The 21,059-nt window shown below is 50.8% G+C and carries 20 protein-coding genes and 1 pseudogene; 14 read left to right on the forward strand and 7 right to left on the reverse strand.

The window, feature by feature from the left end:
• Positions 1-28 precede the first annotated feature (28 nt).
• On the reverse strand, positions 29-1,462 hold the full coding sequence (gene modF, locus Q0499_RS03890; RefSeq protein WP_299196208.1) for a molybdate ABC transporter ATP-binding protein ModF: 1,434 nt from the start codon (positions 1,460-1,462) through the stop codon (positions 29-31).
• Positions 1,463-1,553: 91 nt separating this feature from the next.
• Positions 1,554-3,029 (reverse strand): ketol-acid reductoisomerase, encoded by a 1,476-nt coding sequence (gene ilvC, locus Q0499_RS03895; protein WP_299196210.1) that lies wholly within the window; start codon positions 3,027-3,029, stop codon positions 1,554-1,556.
• Between the two features lie 398 nt (positions 3,030-3,427).
• On the opposite strand from ilvC, the gene Q0499_RS03900 reads away from it, so the two are divergent.
• The 11 genes from Q0499_RS03900 (at position 3,428) to Q0499_RS03950 (ending at position 13,481) form a co-directional block, all read left to right on the forward strand.
• Positions 3,428-4,042 (forward strand): cytochrome b/b6 domain-containing protein, encoded by a 615-nt coding sequence (locus tag Q0499_RS03900; RefSeq protein ID WP_299196212.1) that lies wholly within the window; start codon positions 3,428-3,430, stop codon positions 4,040-4,042.
• Positions 4,035-4,418 carry a DUF1924 domain-containing protein gene (locus Q0499_RS03905; RefSeq protein ID WP_299196214.1) on the forward strand — a complete coding sequence of 128 codons (384 nt, stop codon included), beginning with the start codon at positions 4,035-4,037 and terminating at the stop codon, positions 4,416-4,418. Before Q0499_RS03900 ends, Q0499_RS03905 begins: the two co-directional genes overlap by 8 nt.
• A 4-nt stretch (positions 4,419-4,422) precedes the next feature.
• On the forward strand, positions 4,423-4,971 hold the full coding sequence (locus Q0499_RS03910) for a diheme cytochrome c (RefSeq protein ID WP_299196216.1): 549 nt from the start codon (positions 4,423-4,425) through the stop codon (positions 4,969-4,971).
• The gene (locus Q0499_RS03915; RefSeq protein WP_299196218.1) at positions 4,925-5,227 is read left to right on the forward strand and encodes a PepSY domain-containing protein; all 303 of its coding nucleotides are present in this window, start codon (positions 4,925-4,927) and stop codon (positions 5,225-5,227) included. The genes Q0499_RS03910 and Q0499_RS03915 overlap by 47 nt, the downstream gene beginning before the upstream one ends.
• Positions 5,224-5,883 carry a response regulator transcription factor gene (locus tag Q0499_RS03920; RefSeq protein ID WP_299196220.1) on the forward strand — a complete coding sequence of 220 codons (660 nt, stop codon included), beginning with the start codon at positions 5,224-5,226 and terminating at the stop codon, positions 5,881-5,883. Before Q0499_RS03915 ends, Q0499_RS03920 begins: the two co-directional genes overlap by 4 nt.
• An 89-nt stretch (positions 5,884-5,972) precedes the next feature.
• The gene (locus tag Q0499_RS03925; RefSeq protein WP_299196222.1) at positions 5,973-7,289 is read left to right on the forward strand and encodes a sensor histidine kinase; all 1,317 of its coding nucleotides are present in this window, start codon (positions 5,973-5,975) and stop codon (positions 7,287-7,289) included.
• A 163-nt stretch (positions 7,290-7,452) separates the two neighbouring features.
• On the forward strand, positions 7,453-8,100 hold the full coding sequence (locus tag Q0499_RS03930; protein ID WP_299196224.1) for a hypothetical protein: 648 nt from the start codon (positions 7,453-7,455) through the stop codon (positions 8,098-8,100).
• Positions 8,037-10,022, forward strand: a complete 1,986-nt coding sequence (locus Q0499_RS03935) for an EAL domain-containing protein (protein ID WP_299196226.1) — start codon at positions 8,037-8,039, stop codon at positions 10,020-10,022. Before Q0499_RS03930 ends, Q0499_RS03935 begins: the two co-directional genes overlap by 64 nt.
• Positions 10,023-10,145: 123 nt before the next feature.
• Complete coding sequence (locus Q0499_RS03940; RefSeq protein ID WP_299196228.1) at positions 10,146-10,757, forward strand: DNA-3-methyladenine glycosylase 2 family protein; 612 nt, start codon at positions 10,146-10,148, stop codon at positions 10,755-10,757.
• Positions 10,758-10,864: 107 nt separating this feature from the next.
• The gene (locus tag Q0499_RS03945) at positions 10,865-11,539 is read left to right on the forward strand and encodes a tetratricopeptide repeat protein (RefSeq protein WP_299196231.1); all 675 of its coding nucleotides are present in this window, start codon (positions 10,865-10,867) and stop codon (positions 11,537-11,539) included.
• A gap of 337 nt (positions 11,540-11,876) precedes the next feature.
• Positions 11,877-13,481: an ABC-F family ATPase gene (locus Q0499_RS03950; protein ID WP_299196233.1), complete on the forward strand. Its 1,605-nt coding sequence runs from the start codon at positions 11,877-11,879 to the stop codon at positions 13,479-13,481.
• A 78-nt stretch (positions 13,482-13,559) separates the two neighbouring features.
• Here the strand turns inward: Q0499_RS03950 and Q0499_RS03955 are convergent, their stop codons facing one another.
• Genes Q0499_RS03955 through Q0499_RS03965 form a run of 3 tightly spaced genes read right to left on the reverse strand, consistent with a single transcriptional unit; the run spans position 13,560 to position 17,694 of the window.
• Positions 13,560-15,170 (reverse strand): biotin carboxylase, encoded by a 1,611-nt coding sequence (locus Q0499_RS03955; protein ID WP_299196235.1) that lies wholly within the window; start codon positions 15,168-15,170, stop codon positions 13,560-13,562.
• Between the two features lie 35 nt (positions 15,171-15,205).
• Positions 15,206-16,177, reverse strand: coding sequence for a C45 family peptidase (locus tag Q0499_RS03960; RefSeq protein WP_299196238.1), 972 nt, complete (start codon positions 16,175-16,177; stop codon positions 15,206-15,208).
• A complete protein-coding gene (locus tag Q0499_RS03965; protein ID WP_299196240.1) occupies positions 16,174-17,694 on the reverse strand; it encodes an amidase in 1,521 nt (506 codons plus the stop codon). Before Q0499_RS03965 ends, Q0499_RS03960 begins: the two co-directional genes overlap by 4 nt.
• 158 nt (positions 17,695-17,852) lie before the next feature.
• Between Q0499_RS03965 and Q0499_RS03970 the strand changes: the two genes are divergently transcribed.
• Complete coding sequence (locus Q0499_RS03970) at positions 17,853-18,314, forward strand: hypothetical protein (protein ID WP_299196242.1); 462 nt, start codon at positions 17,853-17,855, stop codon at positions 18,312-18,314.
• Between the two features lie 104 nt (positions 18,315-18,418).
• On the opposite strand, the gene Q0499_RS03975 is transcribed toward Q0499_RS03970, so the two are convergent.
• Complete coding sequence (locus Q0499_RS03975) at positions 18,419-18,907, reverse strand: PACE efflux transporter (RefSeq protein WP_299196246.1); 489 nt, start codon at positions 18,905-18,907, stop codon at positions 18,419-18,421.
• A gap of 123 nt (positions 18,908-19,030) precedes the next feature.
• Here Q0499_RS03975 and Q0499_RS03980 point away from each other — a divergent pair, with 123 nt between their 5' ends.
• Together Q0499_RS03980 and Q0499_RS03985 are read left to right on the forward strand one after the other, a co-directional pair.
• Entirely contained in the window at positions 19,031-19,918 is an 888-nt protein-coding gene (locus Q0499_RS03980) for a LysR family transcriptional regulator (protein ID WP_299196248.1), read from the forward strand.
• Between the two features lie 205 nt (positions 19,919-20,123).
• Positions 20,124-20,939: pseudogene (locus Q0499_RS03985) on the forward strand (ISL3 family transposase); the annotation flags it as partial.
• A 9-nt stretch (positions 20,940-20,948) separates the two neighbouring features.
• Here the strand turns inward: Q0499_RS03985 and Q0499_RS23660 are convergent.
• Complete coding sequence (locus Q0499_RS23660) at positions 20,949-21,038, reverse strand: hypothetical protein (RefSeq protein WP_363317770.1); 90 nt, start codon at positions 21,036-21,038, stop codon at positions 20,949-20,951.
• Positions 21,039-21,059: the final 21 nt, after the last annotated feature.

Here is a 21,059-nt window from a genome sequence, read left to right on the forward strand (position 1 = left end):
TCTTATCTGCAGATCAATACCGCTGCAATTAACTTGCAGCAGGCTCACGCTTTTCCAGCTTCAGGTAGTTCTCGATCCCTTTGATCTTGTCTTCGGCATGGTGGTTAACATAGAGCACCGAGGTTTCGCTAGCGGCGCAGATCTTCTCGATCAGCGCCAGAACCAGCTGGCGGTTCATATCATCCAGTCCCAGACAGGGCTCATCCAGTATCAACAGGGGAGGGTGTTTGACCATCGCCCGTGCGATCAGTAGCAGACGCTGGTCACCATAGGAGAGTTTGTTGAACGGGGTATCGGCCCGGTCAGACATCCCCAGTAGTGCGAGCCATTCATCGGCGATCTTTTTCTGTCGATCGGTGGCTTTGGTGTACAGGCCGATGCTGTCGTAGAAGCCGGAGATGATGACATTGCGCAGACCGGTACCGACTTTATATTCCCACTGCAGGGCGGTGGAGACGTAGCCGATAAACTGTTTGATCTGCCAGATGCTTTCGCCTTTACCCCGCTGGAAACCAAACACAAATATATCGTTAACATAACACTGCGGATGATCGCCGGTGATCAGGGAGAGCAGGCCGGTTTTACCGCTACCGTTGGGGCCGCTGAGCTGCCAGTGCTGGTTGCGCTCGATGGTCCAGTCCAGTGAGTCGATAATACGGTGGCCATCGTAGGTGATGTTGATGCTGTTCAGCTTAACTAATGGCTGAGCCGGATCGAGCCTGGGAATCGCGGTTTCCGGGTCCGCAGCCGGTACTTCAAGATCTGTGGTCTTCAGGTGCAACAGCTGATACAGCTCGTTATAGGCCCGCTTGTCGTTCCGGTCGATCTGATAAGCGAGTCGGCCATGATCGACATAGGCGATATGGGTGACAAAATCGGGAAACTCGTCGAAGCGGTTCAGCACCAGTACCATCGGCACCGTTTCTACCAGTGTTGCCAGATACTGCTGCAGCATCTCCAGGGTGTGGGCGTCCAGACCATCGAAGGGTTCGTCCAGCACCAGCAGTTCAGGTTCGCTGGCCAGCGCACGGATCAGTATCACTTTGCGCGATTCGCCGGTGGACAGTTTGCGGAATGAACGGTTCAGCAGTGATTCCAGCTTAAACATTTCAACCAGCTGGCTGACCAGTGCCGGGTTGCGGCCGCCTTCGCTGAGAATCTCGTGCACCGGAGTGCCCTCGGAGATAACGTCCATGATATCGGCGTCATCTTTTTTGCGCTCCCGCTCGATCAACTCTGCCTGGGCTTCAAAAGAGACCAGTCCGACCCTGGCAGGGAGCCCTTCGATCGTTCCGCTCAGATTATCTCCAGCACCTGCCAGCACGGCGGCTAATGCTGATTTTCCTGAACCGTTAGCACCGGTAATCACCCAATGCTGGGTGTCGTCCAGTTGCCAGTTGATCTGATCCAGTTGAAAGCGATCATCGAAGTTAACTGTCAGGTTGTCGAGGCGTATATTCATAAGTATCCAGAATCAGCATCAATAGTGTTTGAACATAAAAAAAGGCCGGGCGATTAAGCCCAGCCCTTTCTGGAAGTAAGATCTTAATTAATTAAACGATCTTCTTCATGTCAGCCATATGGCCACGCAGTACAGCACCGATCGCTTCAACCGGGTGTGAACGCAGGGCAGTGTTCACTTCGATCAGGCGAGCGTTGTCTACGCCGGTATCTTCCAGGTCCAGACCTTTACCGATAACGTCGGTCTTAATGTCTTTCATGAAATCAGCCAGCAGCGGCAGACACGCATGGTTGTAAAGGTAGCAACCGTATTCAGCAGTGTCAGAGATAGTTGCGTTCATCTCGTAAAGCTTCTTACGGGCGATGGTGTTAGCGATCAGCGGAGTTTCATGCAGTGACTCATAGTATGCAGAGTCAGCGATGATGCCCGCAGCGGTCATAGTTTCGAATGCCAGCTCAACGCCCGCTTTAACCATAGCTACCATCAGGATGCCGTTATCGAAGTATTCCTGTTCGGAGATCTCAACATCGCCAGCAGGGGTCTTTTCGAAAGCCGTTTCAGCAGTCTCTGCGCGCCATCCCAGCAGGTTTTTGTCATCGTTGGCCCAGTCTTCCATCATCGTGCGGGAGAAAGTGCCGTCGATGATGTCATCCTGGTGCTTGTTGTACAGCGGACGCATGATCTGTTTCAGCTCTTCAGACAGGTCAAATGCTTTGATCTTAGCCGGGTTAGACAGACGGTCCAGCATGTTGGTTACGCCGCCGTATTTCAGTGCTTCGGTGATGGTTTCCCAACCGTACTGAATCAGCTTAGATGCGTAACCCGGGTCGATACCCTCTTCAACCATCTTGTCGAAGCACAGCAGAGAACCGGTTTGCAGCATACCGCAAAGGATAGTCTGCTCGCCCATCAGGTCAGATTTAACTTCAGCGATGAAAGAGGACATCAGCACGCCCGCTTTGTGGCCACCGGTACCGGCAGCATAGGCTTTAGCCAGTGCCAGACCTTCGCCTTTAGGATCGTTGTCTTCGTGAACTGCGATCAGGGTAGGTACACCGAAACCACGCACGTATTCGTTACGTACTTCAGAACCCGGGCACTTAGGTGCAACCATGATAACGGTCAGGTCTTCACGAATCTTCATGCCTTCTTCAACGATGTTGAAACCGTGCGAGTAAGACAAGCAAGCGCCTTGCTTCATCAGCGGCATAATCGCGTTAACAACAGAAGTGTGCTGCTTGTCAGGTGTCAGGTTCAGAACCACATCAGCGGTTGGGATCAGTTCTTCGTAAGTCCCTACAACAAAACCGTTCTCAGATGCATTTTTCCAGGATTGACGCTTTTCGGCGATCGCTGCTTCACGCAGGGCGTAAGAGACATCACAGCCACTGTCACGCAGGTTCATACCCTGAGCCAGGCCCTGTGCGCCACAACCGATAACAACCATCTTCTTGCCTTTCAGTGCTTCAACGCCATCGCTGAACTCGTCGATAGACATGAAACGGCATTTACCCAATTGTTCCAGTTGCTCACGCAGTGGCAGCGTGTTGAAGTAGTTATTAGACATATCTGATAGTTCCGATTAATTAAGTCACTGCCTGTCGGCAGTGACTGAAAATGTGCTTTATGCCGCCTGCAGATACCGCTGACCGGCAAGGCTTAAATTCAGGCAGGGGCAATATTATACAGGCGACGCCGCTGAAATTTAATAGGGCTACTCTATATAAAAAAATATCTTGCGTATATTGATATATATACATCGTAGTATTGCGAATAATGGAATGTAAGGTCGGTTATGGTCACCTGCTGATTATCAACATTCTGATCATGTTCACAGGTCTGTGGCACTTATTTTTCAAAAACCTTTAGAACCTTAAGGCTTTTTAAGCTTCTTTTAAGAACTTCTCATTAAGATGGTCACTATAGAGATTGTTCATGGATATGAACGGTATGAGGAGGCTATAGATGTCGAGCAATGATTCACAACAGATTATTAAAGTCTGGGATCCGCTTGTGCGGGTGTTCCACTGGTCACTGGCATTGTTTTTCACGGTTGCCTATCTGAGTGAAGGTGATTTTGAAACTCTGCACTTCTATATGGGCTATGGCATCAGTGCGCTGATCGCATTCCGCCTGCTCTGGGGCATTGTCGGGCCTAAATATGCCCGTTTCACTAATTTTGTCACCGGTAAAGAGAAGGTGGTGCGCTATCTGAAGTCGCTGCTAACGGGTAAGGCTGAGCATTACGTTGGCCATAATCCTGCCGGCGGCCTCATGGTTATCGCTTTGCTGCTGATGCTGGCGCTGACCTGCTTTTTCGGTATGACACTGATTGCTATTGATGATGCAGGCCCGCTGGCGGGAACTTTTGTTGCGTCATTTAATCCGGATCTGGTGAAAGAACTGCACGAAATTTGTGCTAACGGCACCCTGGCCCTGGTGTTTATTCATCTTGCAGGGGTGGTCGTCAGCAGCTTGCTGCACCGCGAAAACCTTATCCGCGCCATGGTTACCGGTGTCAAAGTTAGCGGTGCTGACAAATCAAATATTGAGAAGGTTACAGGAGAGACTCATGTCTAAAAAAATAGGACTGCTGGCTGGGCTGTTGTCTTGCCTGGCGTTTACTGTCAATGCGGGCGTTATTGATCAGAAGCTGGATGAATACCGCGCACAGGGTGCTGAAACATTTACTGCAGAGGCTGGACTAGCACTGTGGAATTCAGATAACGATGGTCGCAGTTGCACCCAGTGTCACGGTGTAGATCCAAGGAGTGTGGGTAAGCATGCTAAAACCGGCAAGGCGATTCAACCGATGGCACTGTCAGTCAATCCGAAACGCTTTACTGATAGTGACAAGATCGATAAGTGGTTTTTGAGAAACTGCAAATGGACACTCAACCGGGAGTGTACCGCGCAGGAGAAGGGCGATTTCTTAGTGTGGATCAGGGGGCAATAGGATTATGAAACCAGGAGTAAAGAAAGCGATGGGATATATTCGTTATGGCGTAGCAGGCAGTTTTATCGTGGCCGCATGGGGGTTGGGTCTTACCGGTGTCAGCAATGCGTCCGGTACCTATAGTGTCGGTGCAGCGACCACGCCTGAAGCTGTTGTTTACCGGGAAGAGTGTGGCGCCTGTCATGTTGCTTATCCTGCAGGTTTGCTGCCGGTCGAAAGTTGGTCGACGATAATGACTTCGCTGGATGATCACTTTGGTGAAAATGCTGAAGTCTCTGATGACGCTGCCGCGATGATCACGGCGTATCTGACGGATAATGCGGGCAAACCCGGCCGTGGAATGTTAAAACGTATGCGAGGCGATGCGCCCTTGCGTATCACTGAGCTACCCTATTTCGTGCGTAAACACGATGAAGTGCCAGAGCGGATGGTGAGTGGCAATGACAAAGTAGGTAGTTTCAGCAACTGTAATGCGTGCCATGAACGAGCTGAAAGTGGAGAGTTCGATGAAGATACTGTTAGCATTCCTGGTTATGGCCGTTGGGATGATTAACCCGGCTTGTGCCGGCGACGATATCAGCGATCTGCAGGTTCGAAAGTGGGTCGCGGCGGGTAAGATCATGTCGTTTGTCGATATTTACGCACTTAACAGCTCCAGGCTGGAAGGCCGCCTGCTTGATCTTGAGATCGAGCAGGAAGATGAGCGGATCATCTATGAGGTGGAAGTCCTCAGAGAGGATGGTGAAGTGCGTGAGTTTCATATCGATGCGACAACCGGCACAGTGTTAAAAGAGGAACGGGACGATTGAGAATTTTACTGGTCGAAGATGACCTGGACCAGGCTGAAGGCTTAAAGCGTAGTCTGCAGAAGGCTGGTTATGTTGTCGAGATGGCCCATAATGGTACGGATGGTCAGTTTCTCGGCGATGAGGAACAGTTTGATGCGGTGGTACTTGATCTGGGCTTACCTGAAATTCCCGGGCTGGATGTGCTCAGACACTGGCGCCAAAAGGGCAATCATGTGCCGGTGATTATTCTCACGGCTCGGGATGCCTGGCATGAGCGGGTCGATGGCCTGAATGCCGGAGCCGATGACTATCTGGGGAAACCGTTCCATGCCGATGAGGTGATCGCCCGTCTGCAGGCGGTGGTCAGACGTACATTGGGTAAAGCGGATAATGTGCTGGAATGGAAAGGGGTGCGACTGTTGCTGGCGGAACAGCAGGCGATTGCCCAGGATGGTCGGCTGATCTCCCTGACATCCACTGACTTTCGTTTATTAAGACACTTTATGATGTATCCGGATAAGGTGCACTCCAAAAGTTATCTCAGTGAGCAGGTATACGAAGAGGAGCAGATTAAAGACAGCAACGTGATAGAGGTTTATGTAAACCGCCTGCGTAACTATTTTGGCAAAGATTTTATTAAGACCCAGTGGGGCAAAGGCTATCGGATAGGCGAGTGAGCAGTGACCGGACAAGATTTTTCACAACAAAGCTCTTTTAATCCTTATAGGCAGGGTGTTTATAGACCTGCTCAGTACAGAAGTCATCCATGACCAAAGTATCGATTCGCAGGCAACTGAGCCGCAGTCTGATAATGGCTCTCTGCCTTACTATGGGGGCATTGCTGTTGGTGGTGAACTGGGGAATCGGTCAGATCTCCCACGAATATATGCTCTCGCGAATGAAACACGATGCCGAATCAATTATCGCAGCATTGCAGCCGGTACCCGACAGTCAGGCATGGGAGGTGGGTGCACGGGGCGCAAGTTCAGTCTATCAGCGGGCGCTTTCCGGGCATTATTATCTGATAAATGGTCCCGGAATAGAGATCAGAAGCCGCTCTTTATGGGATTATCCGGCCGGGTTTAAAGCCCTGGCTCAGGGACAGGAAAACAGTTTTCAGATGGCTGGCGCCAGTGATCAGAACTGGCTGGTCTGGCAGTTGGGTTTTAGCAAGAACGATACACCGTTTACCCTGACCATCATCGAAAACAGCTCGCCGCTGGACGCCCTGAAGTGGCGCTATTCGTTCTGGGCGCTGCTGGTTCTATTATGCGGTGCGATCATTCTGTTTTTTATGCAACAGTGGATTCTGACCCGCAATTTTCGTTATCTGGACTCGGTGCGGGAGAAAATTCAGTCGTTCCGATACGCTGAAGAGAAGCCTGACCTGAGCCGTGTTCCTGAGGAACTGGCACCCCTGGCAGATGATATTGACCAGTTATTGCAGCAGTTAAAACAGCGGGTCAGCCGTTCTCGTCATTCACTGGGAAATCTGGCCCATGAGATCAAACGACCTTTGCAGCGACTGCAACAGTTGCAGGATGAGTCTGCCGCTGCGTACAGCCCGGATATCAAACATCTGCTGGATGATATTCAGTGGTTGATTCAGCGCGAACTGAAGCGTGCGCGTATCGTTGGTGTTTCATCTCCGGGCCGACAAACTAACCTGGCGGCGGATCTGCCCCCGCTGATCAATATCCTTGGCAAGTTATACCCGGCCATTCACATTGAAACGGATTACTCAGACGATCTGATATTGCCGCAAGATCGTGATGATATGCTTGAGTTGATAGGCAACCTACTCGACAACGCCTGTAAATATGGCCTGAGCAAGGTGAGGTTGACGATACAAACATCCGATGACCGGGCCAGAATCTTCGTGTTGGATGATGGTAAAGGGCTGCCTCAGGAAAGTATCGAACATCTTCTGCAACGGGGCCAGCGTCTGGACGAAAGGCAGGAGGGGGCCGGTTTAGGGCTGTCGATCTGCAATGATATTATCGAAAGTTATCAGGGGTGGCTGACACTGGAAAACCGTGAGCCCCATGGCATTCTGGTCACCATCGAGCTGCCGCTGCGCTAACAAGGCTTTATTTGTACGCTCGCTTACAAGCTGTCTAAGCGTGTTCGGGTTTTACCTGAGGTCTCATATTGAGGGCTTAATTGCCCCTCTTGCTCCGCTACTGGTCTAGAATGACGACTCAATCTGATTTGAGCCTTGGTTTGTGATGAATGTTTCCAGAAAAATGAGTTGGATCGTTATTTTAAGCTCATTAGCCGTTTTAATACCGGCATTATTAGCCTTCTATTTTGTCGCTAAAACAAAACTGTTAGAGAAAGAGTTAACTCAGCACCGGGATTATATTCAGGTGGTGGCGGATGATTTCGCATCTGATCTGGATATCTTTACGACAAATCTTCAGAAGTTAGATCTGCTTATCAATCGACAGATGACAGACCTGAATCAGGAAGATATAGCTCGATTTGATCAGCGGATGGAGGTTTCAACGGATGGTGCCTGGAGAAATAAACGAGAGAGCTATGATGGAAGTGTTGATGCGGGCTTGTTTTTACCTCCGGATTATAAGCTGACAGAGAACACTAAGCGATTTTATGGGCGAATGTTACATATATTCGAGTCTTTTGGTGTTGCGAAAAGCAGCAAACAAGCTTTCGACAACCTTTGGTTTCTTGATCATCAGCGCAGTGAGCTTATCTATGACCTGCTCTATCCCGACTTTGTCTATCGGATGAAGCCCGATACCGATTATACAAACACCGACTGGATGACACTGGCGTCGCCGGAACTCAATCCGCAGCGTGAAACAAAATGGACTCCCCCCTGTTTGATCCCGTTTCTGGAACCTGGATTGTCAGCGCGGTGCATCCGTTAGATATTGATGGCGAATGGGTCGGAACACTGGGGCAGGATGTCCATTTGAATATGTTATTCAGGCTGATCAATTCTGCGAATGATAAGTTTGGCGGTGAACAGCATATATTGAGAGACCGCGAGGGTGATTTTCTCTTAGCTGGCCCCTGGCAAAAGCAATTAGAAACGAATACTGAACCGTTTGCTATAGCGGCAGAAGAGACCGGTCTATTGGCGCTCCTGTCCCAACCCTTTCCAAACACGGCAACTCTGATGGGTGAGGTGATGCTTCAGGGTAAGTCCTATCAAGTCATAGTGGTCACCTTGCAACCTATGCAGTGGAGTTATCTGCATCTGATTCCGACAGAGGCGATTTTAAAGCCATTGATTGAAATCGTGTATTTCGCCGCACTTTTTTTAATCATTATCGTTGTGTCGATCAGCATTCTTATCAATGGCGCGGTACGTAAAATGATCTCCAGGCCGATTGAGAGGCTGGTTGAGCGTACCCGTCTTTTTTCAATAGGGTTGAAGCCTGAGCCTGTATCGGACTGGGGAAGTTACGAGTTAACTGAGCTGGCCCAGGCTCTGGATGTGATGAATGAAGATCTTGATCGGGAAACCAACCGCCTGGCATTTATGGCAACCCATGACGAGCTAACAAAGTTGCCAAACCGCAGTCTGCTTGACGACCGTTTGGAACAGATCATAACCTACAGCCGGCGAAATAAAACCAAAGCCGCGGTACTGTTTCTCGACCTGGATCAGTTCAAAACGATCAATGATTCACTTGGCCACTCTATTGGCGATAAGTTGCTACAACAGGTGGCAGAACGGATCGCGTTTCAGCTGCGTGAAGAGGATACCGTGGCGCGTTTTGGTGGCGATGAGTTTGTCGTTCTGGTGTCTGATTTTCAACATATCCAGGATGTATCAAATATTGCTGAGAAGTTGTTATTTGTTATCAGGCAACCCTACATGATTGATGGCTATGACTTGAGTGTCACTAGCAGTATCGGTATCAGCATCTGTCCAGATGATTCAAGTGTAGCAGAAACGTTAATTCAAAATGCAGATACGGCGATGTACCTGTCGAAAAACATGGGGCGTAATGCGTTTCAGTTTTATACCAAAGCGATACATGACAAAGTGGTACGCAAGCTTCAGCTAGAAGATGCGCTGCGTAAAGCGGTCGAGGAACAACAGTTCGTCCTTTATTACCAGCCTAAAGTGAATCTGATAAGCAAACAGATCTGTGGTATGGAAGCACTGATCCGCTGGCAACATCCGGATATCGGTATTGTCTCACCAATAGAGTTTATTCCTCTGGCGGAAGAAACCGGTTTGATTATTGAGATCGGTGAGTGGGTTATAGCGGAAGCTTTCGGGCAGATGAAAGAGTGGTCAGAGACGTTTTCATGGTTAAACGACATGGCCATTAACTTATCTGCCAGGCAGTTCCAACAGGCCGGTTTTGTTAACTATATAGAAGCGATGTTGAAAGAAACAGGCGTTGAGAGTGCTAACATTGATTTTGAAATTACTGAAAGCATGATCATGAATGATGTTAAAGCCGCCATCAATGTTTTAGCAGAGCTAAGACAACTAGGCGTGTCTATCAGTATTGATGACTTTGGCACGGGCTATTCCAGTTTGAGCTATTTGAAACACCTGCCCGCAGATTCATTAAAAGTTGATCGCTCTTTTGTCCGGGAGCTGGTGCATGACCGTGATGATCAGGCGATTACAAAATCTATTATAGCGTTGGCTGATAACCTTAACCTGCGGGTGATTGCCGAAGGTATTGAAACGTCCGAGCAGGAAGAGATGCTAACGGCGATGGGGTGTGAATATGCTCAGGGTTACTATTTCAGTCGCCCTGTCCCCGCTGCAGAGATGCAACAGTTGTTGCACCGCCAGCAAAACGCAGCAGATGAGACGTAGAGTTAATATGCTCAGTTATCAAAGGCCCAGTTATCAAAGGCTTAGTTATCAAGGGCTCAGTTATCAAGGGCTTAGTTATCAAGGGCTTAGTTATCAAGGGCTCAGTTATCAAGGGCTCAGGTGATGGACCAGTCCTATATCAACCAGGCACTGCAGCAACTCGCCAGTGTTGACACCGATATCGCCCGCGCGTTGCCTCAGACAGGTGCTCCGGCACCGCGGGTCAGGGCGTCAGGCTTTGCGGCACTACTGGCGATTATTATCGGGCAGCAGGTGTCTACAGAAGCGGCTGCGGCGATTCGGGGGCGGGTTGAAACACTGTTAGCGGATATCACCGCTGAACGGCTGCTGGCGGTTGATGATCAGGCGTTGCGGGATGCGGGGATGTCCTGGCGTAAGATCGAATATGCCAACGGGCTGGCCGACGCGGTTGTTGATAAAACCCTGGATCTTGAATCTCTGACCCATCTGCCCGATGATGAGGCGATCAACACGATCTCGTCACTGCGTGGCTTTGGTCGCTGGAGCGCTGAGATCTATCTGATGTTCTCGCTGCAACGGCAGGATATATTTCCTGCGGATGATCTGGCCTTGCTGGTGGCACTAGGACGGTTGAAACGGCTGCAGCAAAAACCGACGCCAAAGCAGGCACGGGATATGATTGCGCACTGGGCTCCCTATCGCAGTGCCGGCTCGTTGTTTCTGTGGCACTATTATCGAGGTGCACCTGTTTAGTTATTCAGTGGTAATTAAAGCTGAATTTATTGCTGTCTGCGTGGTCGACTAGTGAGTCGTACTATTATTGCAGTACTGGCATTAAGTTTAATAGTTAAGGAATCTGTATGACCGATAGACCAAACTCTCACAGTGTTAAGTTCTGGCTCTCGATAGTGGCTTTTCAGATCATCTTTGGTCTGGTTGTGTTTGGCTTCACCCGGCAGTATTACCTCTCAGAGCCAAAAATGGCGGCGGTTAAACCCAATCTGGACTGGCCGGTAGCCGGGCAAACCCTCTCCAGTGATCTGCTGACCGGTAAGGCGGGCGGTACTCAGGGTCGTACTCCTTCAGCGATGGGCGGTGCTGGTATGGGAAGCTCTGGAATGGGGGGCTCTGCAATGGGCGGCAACAGTGTTGGAGCAACCTCCGACCTGAGTGTGCTGCAAGACCCGGTTGAGATCTCCCGGATGGCGAATGAGAAGTTTGCTCAACAGGACTATCAACAGGCCGCTAAACTGTATGAAAAGCTGCTGTCCTTTGCGCCGGAAAATGGCGATACCTACAATAATCTGGGACTGACACTGCATTACATCGGGCGGTCTGACGAAGCTGTGAAGATGCTTGATGAGGGCTCAATTATTGATCCCTCTAATCAGCGTCTCTGGCTAACCCTGGGGTTTGTTAGCAACCAGCTGGGCGATACCGAAAAAGCCCGTACCGCGCTGAAAACGGCTGTAGATCTGGGGGCCGACACCAAGGTTGGAGAGTCTGCGGCGAAGATGCTGGCTGAACTGCCTTGATCAGACCGTTGCTATAAACCTCTATGCTCTCGGTGTCCTTTGTGGTGAAGCTGTAGTAAATCACTGAAAGTACCGAGAGCATAGAAAGCCGGACATAGACCGCAAATGGGTTTGTTTTCGGTCAGATAATTTGACACACCTGGTCTAATCCTCAGAAACTCCGTTTTTGTTCAATAAATGTACAGTTGCCTCTCGACATTGGGGCCTTAACTCTTTAAAGTTGCCGCTTCTTTTGCAGCGCCGGTTTGGTGCTGTTTAACCTGTACTTTTCAGGGCTCTTTTTCCGGATTCTCTTTCAGTACATTCTTTCCAGAACTTCTTTTCAGGACGTATTCCTTTGATCTCCTCTGCGAACATCACTATGCAGTTTGGCGCTGAGCCTCTGTTTGAAAACATCTCCGCGAAATTCGGCAACGGTAATCGTTACGGTCTGATTGGCGCCAACGGCTGTGGTAAATCCACCTTTATGAAGATCCTCAGTGGCGAGCTGACACCGACAGCGGGTAACGTTTCTATGACCCCGGGTGAAAAGCTGGGTATCCTCAGTCAGAACCAGTTTGCCTTTGAAGAATACTCGGTGATCGATGCGGTGATTATGGGAGATGCTGAGCTGTGGAAAGTGAAGCAGGAGCGTGAGCGCATCTACTCCCTGCCCGAGATGTCAGAAGAAGACGGCATGAAGGTCGCCCATCTGGAGGTCGAGTTTGCTGAGATGGATGGTTACAGTGCGGAAAGTCGTGCTGGCGATATCCTGCTGGAAGCCGGTATTGCGGAAGAGTTTCATTTTGGCCTGATGAGTCAGGTTGCACCGGGCTGGAAACTGCGGGTGCTGTTGGCCCAGGCACTGTTTGCCAATCCGGATATTCTGCTACTGGACGAGCCAACCAACAACCTCGATATTCATACCATCAGCTGGCTGGAGAATGTTCTTAACCAGCGTAAGAGCACCATGATCATCATCTCCCATGACCGTCACTTCCTCAATGCGGTCTGTACCCATATGGCAGATATCGATTACGGTGAGCTGAGAATCTACCCGGGTAACTATGATTACTATCTCGAAGCCTCTTCACTGATCCGTGAGCAGTTGCTGACGTCGAACGCGAAAAAGAGCGCTGAGATGGATGATCTGCAGGCCTTCGTTAACCGTTTCTCTGCGAACGCCTCTAAAGCGAAGCAGGCCAGTTCCCGGGCGAAGAAACTGGAAAAGATCGAACTGGATGAGGTAAAAACCTCCAGCCGTCAGTACCCGTCCATCACTTATAAACAGGATAAGCGACTGCACCGTCAGGCGCTGATTCTGGAAGAAATGGGCCATGGGTTTGACGGTGAAATGCTGTTTTCCGGCGGTAATCTGATTCTCGAAGCGGGCGCCAAACTGGCGGTGATCGGTGAAAACGGTGCCGGTAAAACCACCTTCCTGCGCTGCCTGATGAATGAGCTGCAAGCAAAAGAGGGCACGGTGAAATGGTCTGAAAACGCCTCTATCGGTTACTGTCCTCAGGACAGCTCTGCCGACTTTAATACTGATCTGACGTTGTTCGAGTGGATGTCCCAGTGGCGCACACCGAAACATGATGACCTTAAAGTCCGGGCGATGCTGGGACGCTTGCTGTTCACCGCAGATGACTTCAATAAGAAAGCGCGGGTCTGCTCCGGTGGTGAGAAAAACCGTCTGCTGTTCGGCAAGCTGATGATGATGGATATCAACGTGCTGATCATGGACGAGCCCACCAACCATATGGATATGGAGGCGATTGAAGCGCTGAACCTGGCTCTGGAAGGGTTTGATGGTACGCTGATCTTCGTTAGTCATGACCGCGCGTTTATCTCGTCTCTGGCGAACAACATCATTGAGATTAAAGATCAGAAAGTGCTGCACTTCCCGGGCACCTTCGATGAGTACCTGGACAATCAGACTAAAATTTCCCGGGTCGCCTGATACGATAATCAGCTATAAAAAAGCCCTCTGACCGTTAACCGGTGAGAGGGCTTTTTTTGTTCAGATTAACTCGCTATATCAGAGCATCTTACGCACGTTATCGATAGGAATGTATGGCACTTCCAGCTCTTCCAGTTCTTTGTATTCAAACTGGGCGTTGATCGCGTTGACCCACTCTTTCGCACGGGGCAGCAACTGACGGTCATCGGATTGCATCCGTCCCCGGGCCACCAGAATACCCATATCGGCACCCAGATAGCTGTAATCGCCTTCACCGTAAACCCGCAGATAGAAAGCATCGTTATTGTCAGCAACGTTGCCCCAGTCGATACTGTGGCGCATAAACTTGATGCTGCCATCGTCCTGCATGCGCCAGATACCCGATTGCGGTGCTTTGGTGATCAGGCGTACTTTGTCTTCGGTGTGCTTCAGTACCAGTTGGGTCCAGGTGTCAAAATCGGCCCAGCGTTTCTGAATTTCATCGACGTCGATTTCGAAGTCAACATCCATAAACTCCAGCAGGTGGATCAGCATCAGCGGTATACCGCCGTATTTTGATGTCACCAGATTGGTTAGCGGGCTGGCACCACTGATACGCGGGTTTATCTCACCCAGATAGACTTCGCCATCATCGGTATCCACCAGATAGTCAAAGCAGAAGGTGCCGCGATAACCATTTTCATAGAGCTTATCGCCCATCGCTTTTACCATGGTGATGATCTTGTCCCGCTGTTCCCCCTGTAGTAGTTCTGGGAAGATATCATTACCGCACCAGCCACCTTTGTAAGGTGTCAGCTCTTCATAGCCGGTGATATCGGTTTGCAGTGGCCCCACCATAGTGCCACAGCGGGTGGCAACGGCTTCAACGGTACCGGGAATGTGATTGATATACTTCATCACTTTGAGCTTTTCACCGATGATTTTCTTGGACCGCTTATCCCAGTCTTCCTGGCTATTGATAAAGAAGGTGGTTTTGCCGGAATCCCCGTAGGGGGTCTGCACGACCAGTTTGTTGCCCAGGTTTTTCTCCGCCGCTAAGGCGAGCAACTCTTCATAGCTGGACGCTTCAACATCGACCAGGTTTGGTGCGCTGGGCACGCCCGCTTCATTGGCCAGTTGGGTGGTAACAATTTTAGAGTCGATGTGAGCACGCAGGCTGGCGGGAGGCAGGGCAAGTTTCATCCCCAGGCTTTCAGCGATCTGTTCCGCTTCCTCATCAAACATTACCGTGAGAATCAGGCCGTTGCTGCCACCTTGTTCGAACAGCTCGACCGACTGTTTATGGCTCAACAGATAGTTGACCATATCTTCCATCGACTGGAATTCCCGTTCGGTATTCTTTTCAACATTGGTCACCCGAAAGTGCCCACCATCAAAGGAGTCAAAGTGGCTGATATATTTAAAGCCCTGAATCCATTGTCCCAGCCCCAGGATGTTGTACGCGGTAGGGGAAACAAAGTAGATGGGGGTGGTGGTATTGCGAAAGAAACGGTAAATATCGGACAGGCTGCGTAGCTTTGTGGGGGTTTTCGTATCTGTCATGCGCATAGAAACGTCCTCTGTATTCTTATCTTTTTTTGAAGTAGGGGCGGGTGTGGTTACTCCGCTGTCATCGGTAGATGCAGACGGAAAGATTGCTTTATAGATCCAACATAGCAGTGAGGTGAGTTTATTTGTCTTTGTATTCATCAGGTTGGTGGCACCTCGTTTTATGTGTTGGCAGGTTATAAATAATGGATATCTAAGATCTGTTCCGGGAACTGATCGAAGCTGAGATTTACACTGTGATGTGGCCAGACATAGCTGACCAGCCCCTCTGCGGGCAGATACACCGCGGTATATAAGGTGCCCGATGTATAGAGATCATGGGGGCGGAAGAGAGGGGGCAGAAGAAAGTGCGCGACAGTGTCTGTGAGGCTTGTGTCTCTCGGCCCTGCCAGCACGTTTAGTGCCTCCAGCCGGGTAACTGAATCCTCGAGAAACAGCGGTTTACCCGGTTCCTGAGGCCCCTGATGGTTCGTCGAGGTGGTCGCCTGGGTGACGCAGACATCCCGGTCCGGGGCGATAAAGACGGTTGCATGATGACCGTCTTTATCCAGCAACGCGATGTTGTAATCCAGATGCACCGGCACCCGTTTAAACACCTCAATCGCGTCTTCAACGGTGCAACAGGTTTCCAGGATGTAGCGAATCAAGATGGTGATGCCGAACCCTTTACCCTCAACCAGTCGGCCGCCATAGTTGATCGAAATGCTCAGTCCGGCATCGTTGATGCCGTCCAGCACTCCCCAGAGGCAGTCCGCGGTGGCAATGACTTTTTTATCCAGCCACTGAGTTTGCAAAATGGTGCCTTCACAGAGAAAGGCGGGGAAATCATAGTTGCGAATCAGGGCGTTTTGTTCTTTCTTATAGATCAGTTGGGAGCAAGCGGAGTAAAAGGTCGGCGGACAGTAGAGACTGAGAAAACGGGCCTGCAGATCATCGCAACCGAGCAGGGTTGTCAGCTCTTTATACAGTGGCAGCAGCTCAGGCATATACTCTTTCAGCGCATTTAAACACTCAAGGTAGCTGGGTCGCGCGGCTTCTCCTTCATCAAGATACCAGGCCCGGTAGGCGGGCCAGGTGCGCTGAAACAACTGAGTGAACTTGTCGCCCGGGGTAAGTTCGCTGATGATGTCGAACTGTAAACGTCTCACTTCGAGGGCGTCCCGCGCAGCTGTAACAGGCGATCCCTGGCACGTTTCATCTGATGAATAATACCTTTCCCCTCATCCTCATTAGCTTCATCCGCATCGGTATCGGTTTTGGGTTCAGATGCAGAGTCTTTCGGCGAATGGTCCCAACCGATAATTTTTTCCAGTTGTTCGGCAATATCCAGCACCGCAGCATCGGTGCCCCGTGGCCCCTGAACCTGAATCGACAGGGGCAGCCCCTCATTCCCCAGCCCCATGGGCAGAGCGCAGGCGGGCATACCAATTAAGTTAGCATCGTACATAAAGGTAGCCCAGTCCAGCCACGGATAGGTAATACGTGTAGAGCCTACATATTTAGGGTGACGCAGGGTGTGCTTGAATGCTTCGACGCCAAGGGTTGGAGTAATAAAGGTTGTGCAGTCGTTGCGGTCAAACATCGCTTTGTAAGCCGCATGAATTGCTTCGCGGTGATCTTCTGCCGCATTAAATTCATCTTCGGTGATACTGGCACCAAAGGTCATCGAATCCAGAGTGCCTTGCTCAAGTCCTGCCAGTGGTTCAGCTTTATCTTTCTGGAAGCTCCAGGTGTCATACATCGCTGAAGTGGCCCAGGCGATAACCGAAGAGGGCAGGTGTGGATGGTCGTAAATAACCTCCGCACCCGCTTCTCTCAACTGGTGGACAATGTAGCGAAACGTCATCCGCACATCATCATCAATGGGGGCAATACCCAGGTCTTCAGAGACAATGACTTTCTGACCCGTCAGAGACAGGGGGTGTTGTGCGTGGGCATGCAGCGAATCGACATAGGCATATTCATCATTATTGGCGGCGATCACTGAGTACATTAGCCGGGCATCGGCGACGGTACGCGCCATCGGCCCATAGGAGACAATGGTACTCCAGGAGGGATTGCAGGGCTCTCGTGGCACCGCTTTATAGGAGGGTTTAAAACCGACGATACCGCAGAAGGCCGCAGGGATACGGATCGATCCGCCGCCATCGCCACCCAGTGACAGAGTGCCAGCACCCGCTGCGATTGCAGCCCCTGCGCCACCGGATGAACCACCGCAGGTGCGCTCTCTGTTCCAGGGATTAGTGGTGGTGCCGTACAGCTCGGATGAGGTGGTGCCGGTGAGACAGAATTCAGGGCAGGTGGTTTTGGCAAAGATCACCGCGCCGGCATCTTCCAGTCGCTGTACCGCGGCACTGGTTTCCTGAGGAATAACGTTGTTTTCTGTGCGGGAGCCGTTGGTCAGGGGGATACCGGCCAGCCACTGTGATTCTTTTATCGTAATAGGTAACCCGCAAAGCGGCCCACCTAATCCCTGCGCCAGAAGCTCATCCGCTTTCGCGGCGGCTTCACGGGCACGGTTGTATAGTTTTACGGAAAAAGGATTGTAGGTTTCAGCGACATATTCAGCATGTTGAATCGTTTGCTCAAGCAGTTCTGTTGCTGTAATACGCTGAGCGCGAAGATCTTCGAGAAGCTCAATCGCCGTTTTATTACCTGAATCCATCTGAATTCCTTGTTGCGTTAGGCTGTTTAAGGTTCCGGGAAGTGACTGAAAATAGCGTATTTAAGGCCAGTTAAGCCGCATCTTAGTCGTTGTGGAACCTTTCATCATGACTCATAATGTATGACTGTATTTTTAAAAAAGCAACACTATGGTTCATGATGTTTACAAATGAGAGTTTAGAGGTCTACCTTGAGATCGCCGGAACGGTGACTCAGTCGGAACTGCCCACCTGCCGGGAACAGGGGCGTCTGGGGGATTATGCGGTCGCTTACCGTATCTTCAGAAACAAGCAGGGCGGCGGTTTTGGTGATCCGGATAAGCACCCCTATGCCTGGGCGGCCATTGTTTATGTTGATGGGCTGCCGTTAAGGGTTAATAGCGCCAGAGGTGACTGCCGGGAGTGGTCGACACTGGATCGCATCGGCCAGTGGATGGTTGATAACGGTTTCCGCTATTGGTGGACCCGAAATGATCTTGAATATGTCGAAACGCCGCTACCTGCGAATGCGTTTGAGCCGGCTGCCGATACTGGTGTTGGCGCTGTTACAGAGGCGGTCGTTGTCGACTTCGAAGAGACTGCCCCGTCTATCACTGCCGAGCCAGACCCTTATGGGTTTTAGGCCGGATCTGTACCTGATGAAGTGAGGTGCTTCATCAGGTGTTTACTCAGGTCTTTACCCAGCTCTTTATTCAGGTCTTTACTAAGGTGTAACGAACTGCTCTTTTAGTTTTCTATCGGCAGCGCTTTAGCTGACAACTGAGTTGATGTATGAACGGATGTTTGCAGCACAGGAAACACCCGGTCATAGCCCCAGTTGAAAATCAGGGTGTAGGTCATCACCGCGAAAATCATCACCATATCCACTACCAGTGCCTGCATAAAGGTGACATCCAGCCACCAGACAATCAGCGGCAATGATGTTGCGGTCAGTGTGACTTCCATCCCCATCGCATGAATAACCCGGCCCAGCAGTTTTCGCTCGGTGGGAACCCTGCCCCGACGAACATCATAGCGGTCAAACAAGTAGTTAAAGATCGGGTTGATTAGCATCGCTTTGAGACTGATCACCACAGATAACATCCCCACATCAACGATATCTTTGTTGAGCATCAGAGACATCATCGGTGCCAGCAGGGTCAGCAACAGCGCTTCAAACATCAGCGTGTGACGCAGACGGTCCATGGGAGTACGGGTAATAATAGGCTGATTCATGATGGCTCCTTACAAATTCCCTGTCAGCTGACAGTGCTTAAATGATGGAGGCCATTCTAGGGTTTATTTAGATAGATAAAAGTTAGATACTATCTGAAAATCAGATAGGTTGAGGGTATACAGATGGCCGGGATTGATCAGTTAGAAGCCTTTGTGATGGCGGCGGAAACCGGCTCGTTTTCCGCTGCCGCCCGGCGTCTGGGTAAGGCGCAGTCGGCGGTCAGCACCGCCATCAGTAACCTGGAACTGGACAGTAATGTTGAGCTGTTTGATCGCAGCAGCCGTAATCCGGTACTGACTAAAAGCGGTGAAGCGCTGCTGGAATATGCCCGAACGGTGCTGCATAGTCAGCATGAGTTTCGTGTGCATGCCCAGGCGCTGGGGCACAGTGATGAGGTCGAGCTTTGTCTGGCCGTCGAGCAGAGTATCTCCAACCGGCCGCTGCTGACGATTCTTCACCGCTTTGAACAGCGCTTTGCCCATATTCAGCTGGAACTGCTGGATCCCGGCGGTAGTGATGTGGCGGAACTGGTGCGCACAAACCGCGCGGATATCGGTCTGATGCTGGAGCGCGAGAGCTATCCACAAGGGTTTGGTTTTCGGGGTATCGGTTACTCAGAGCTGGTGGCCGTCTGTCGTCATGATCATCCGATCGCCGCACAACAGCCGGTGTCCCATGCGAACCTGCGCGCCTATCGACAGTTGGTGATGCGCAGTGTGGACCTGAATGACCGCAGCCATGAACGGCTGATGTTCAGCCCCAGTGTGTGGTTTTCTGAGAGTCCGCACCTGATTATGGATCTGTTGTGTAGTGGTCTGGGGTGGGCCTATCTACACCGTAATGTAGTGCAGGAAAAGCTGGACAGTGGCGAGCTGATTATTTTGCAACGGGACTATCAAAAAGTAGCGAGCTTGCAGGGGGTGGATGTGGTCTGGGCCGAAAACCGCTCTCTGGGCAGTGCCGGCAGCTGGTTGCTGGAAGAGCTGTCACAGCTGGATCTGACTGTGTAATTATAAAGCGAAGACGTGGCTAGAACGGAGCCTTCGGCTCCTGCTCGTGGCTAGACGGAAACTTCGTTTCCTTGCTAGAAAAAGCGAAGAAAAGGGCATAAAAAAAGGTTCATCGCGGTATCGTGGGAAAAATGAGGTGGACAGACAGAGACGAAGGTAAATTGGTAGTCGCCAAACACACCAAGCCTTCAACTCTGCTGTCACTATGCATACTATTCTGTTCAACTCATTCTGGCCAGGTTTTCAACCCAGCACTTACACTCCGCTCGATGACCATTCTCTGATTATTCACCTGGAACCTTGCCCGAAGACGACTCCCCGTTGCAGCCGGTGTCACCAGCCAAGCCCCCTTATTCATGACCGGCGTATCCGCAAAATTCGTGATCGTGACCTGTTCGATAAGCGTGTCGAACTGCACCTGCTGGTCCGGCGTGTTGATTGCCTTAACTGTGGTCGTGTTACCGAACATATCGATTGGCTACGGCCTGGCGCAAGGCTGACACTGCGGATGATCGCCTGGGTTGAAACGCTGCTGCCACTACTGCCGATCAGTCACATCAGTCAACTCACAGGGCTGCACTGGCATACGATTAAAACCCTTGATAAGCGGCGCTTGGAGGCCTCTGTTGGTGGCTTTGATCCGGGCGATGTTCGTCGCTTGGTCATGGATGAATTTGCGCTTCATAAGGGGCACCGATATGCCACCGTCATCATGGATGCCGAACGTACTCGAGTGCTCTGGGTGGGTGAAGGTAATAGCCGAAAGGCGATCCGCCCGTTCTTCGAGCAGCTGGGCGAGCGCTGCCAGCAGATTGAAGCGGTCGCCATGGATATGAATACCGCCTTTGACTCTGAAGTCCGGCAGCACTGTCCGCAAGCCGAAGTTGTGTTCGATCTGTTCCATGTAGTGGCCTTGTATGGGCGCAAGGTGATGGATCGTATACGAGTCGATCAGGCCAATGCGTTAAAGGCAGACAAACCCGCCCGGCAGGTGATCAAGCAGAGTCGTTGGTTGTTGCTGAGTAAGCGGTCAGTTAACAGCATCTTGCAATGTCACATTCCAAGGTAGCAGTGCCTCGATGTGATCGATGTTTTTCGCTTTAGGCAGTTGCCCAAAGATATGGCGTAGGTATTGGTAAGG

It is taken from the genome of uncultured Amphritea sp. (assembly GCF_937127095.1).
GTDB lineage: Bacteria > Pseudomonadota > Gammaproteobacteria > Pseudomonadales > Balneatricaceae > Amphritea.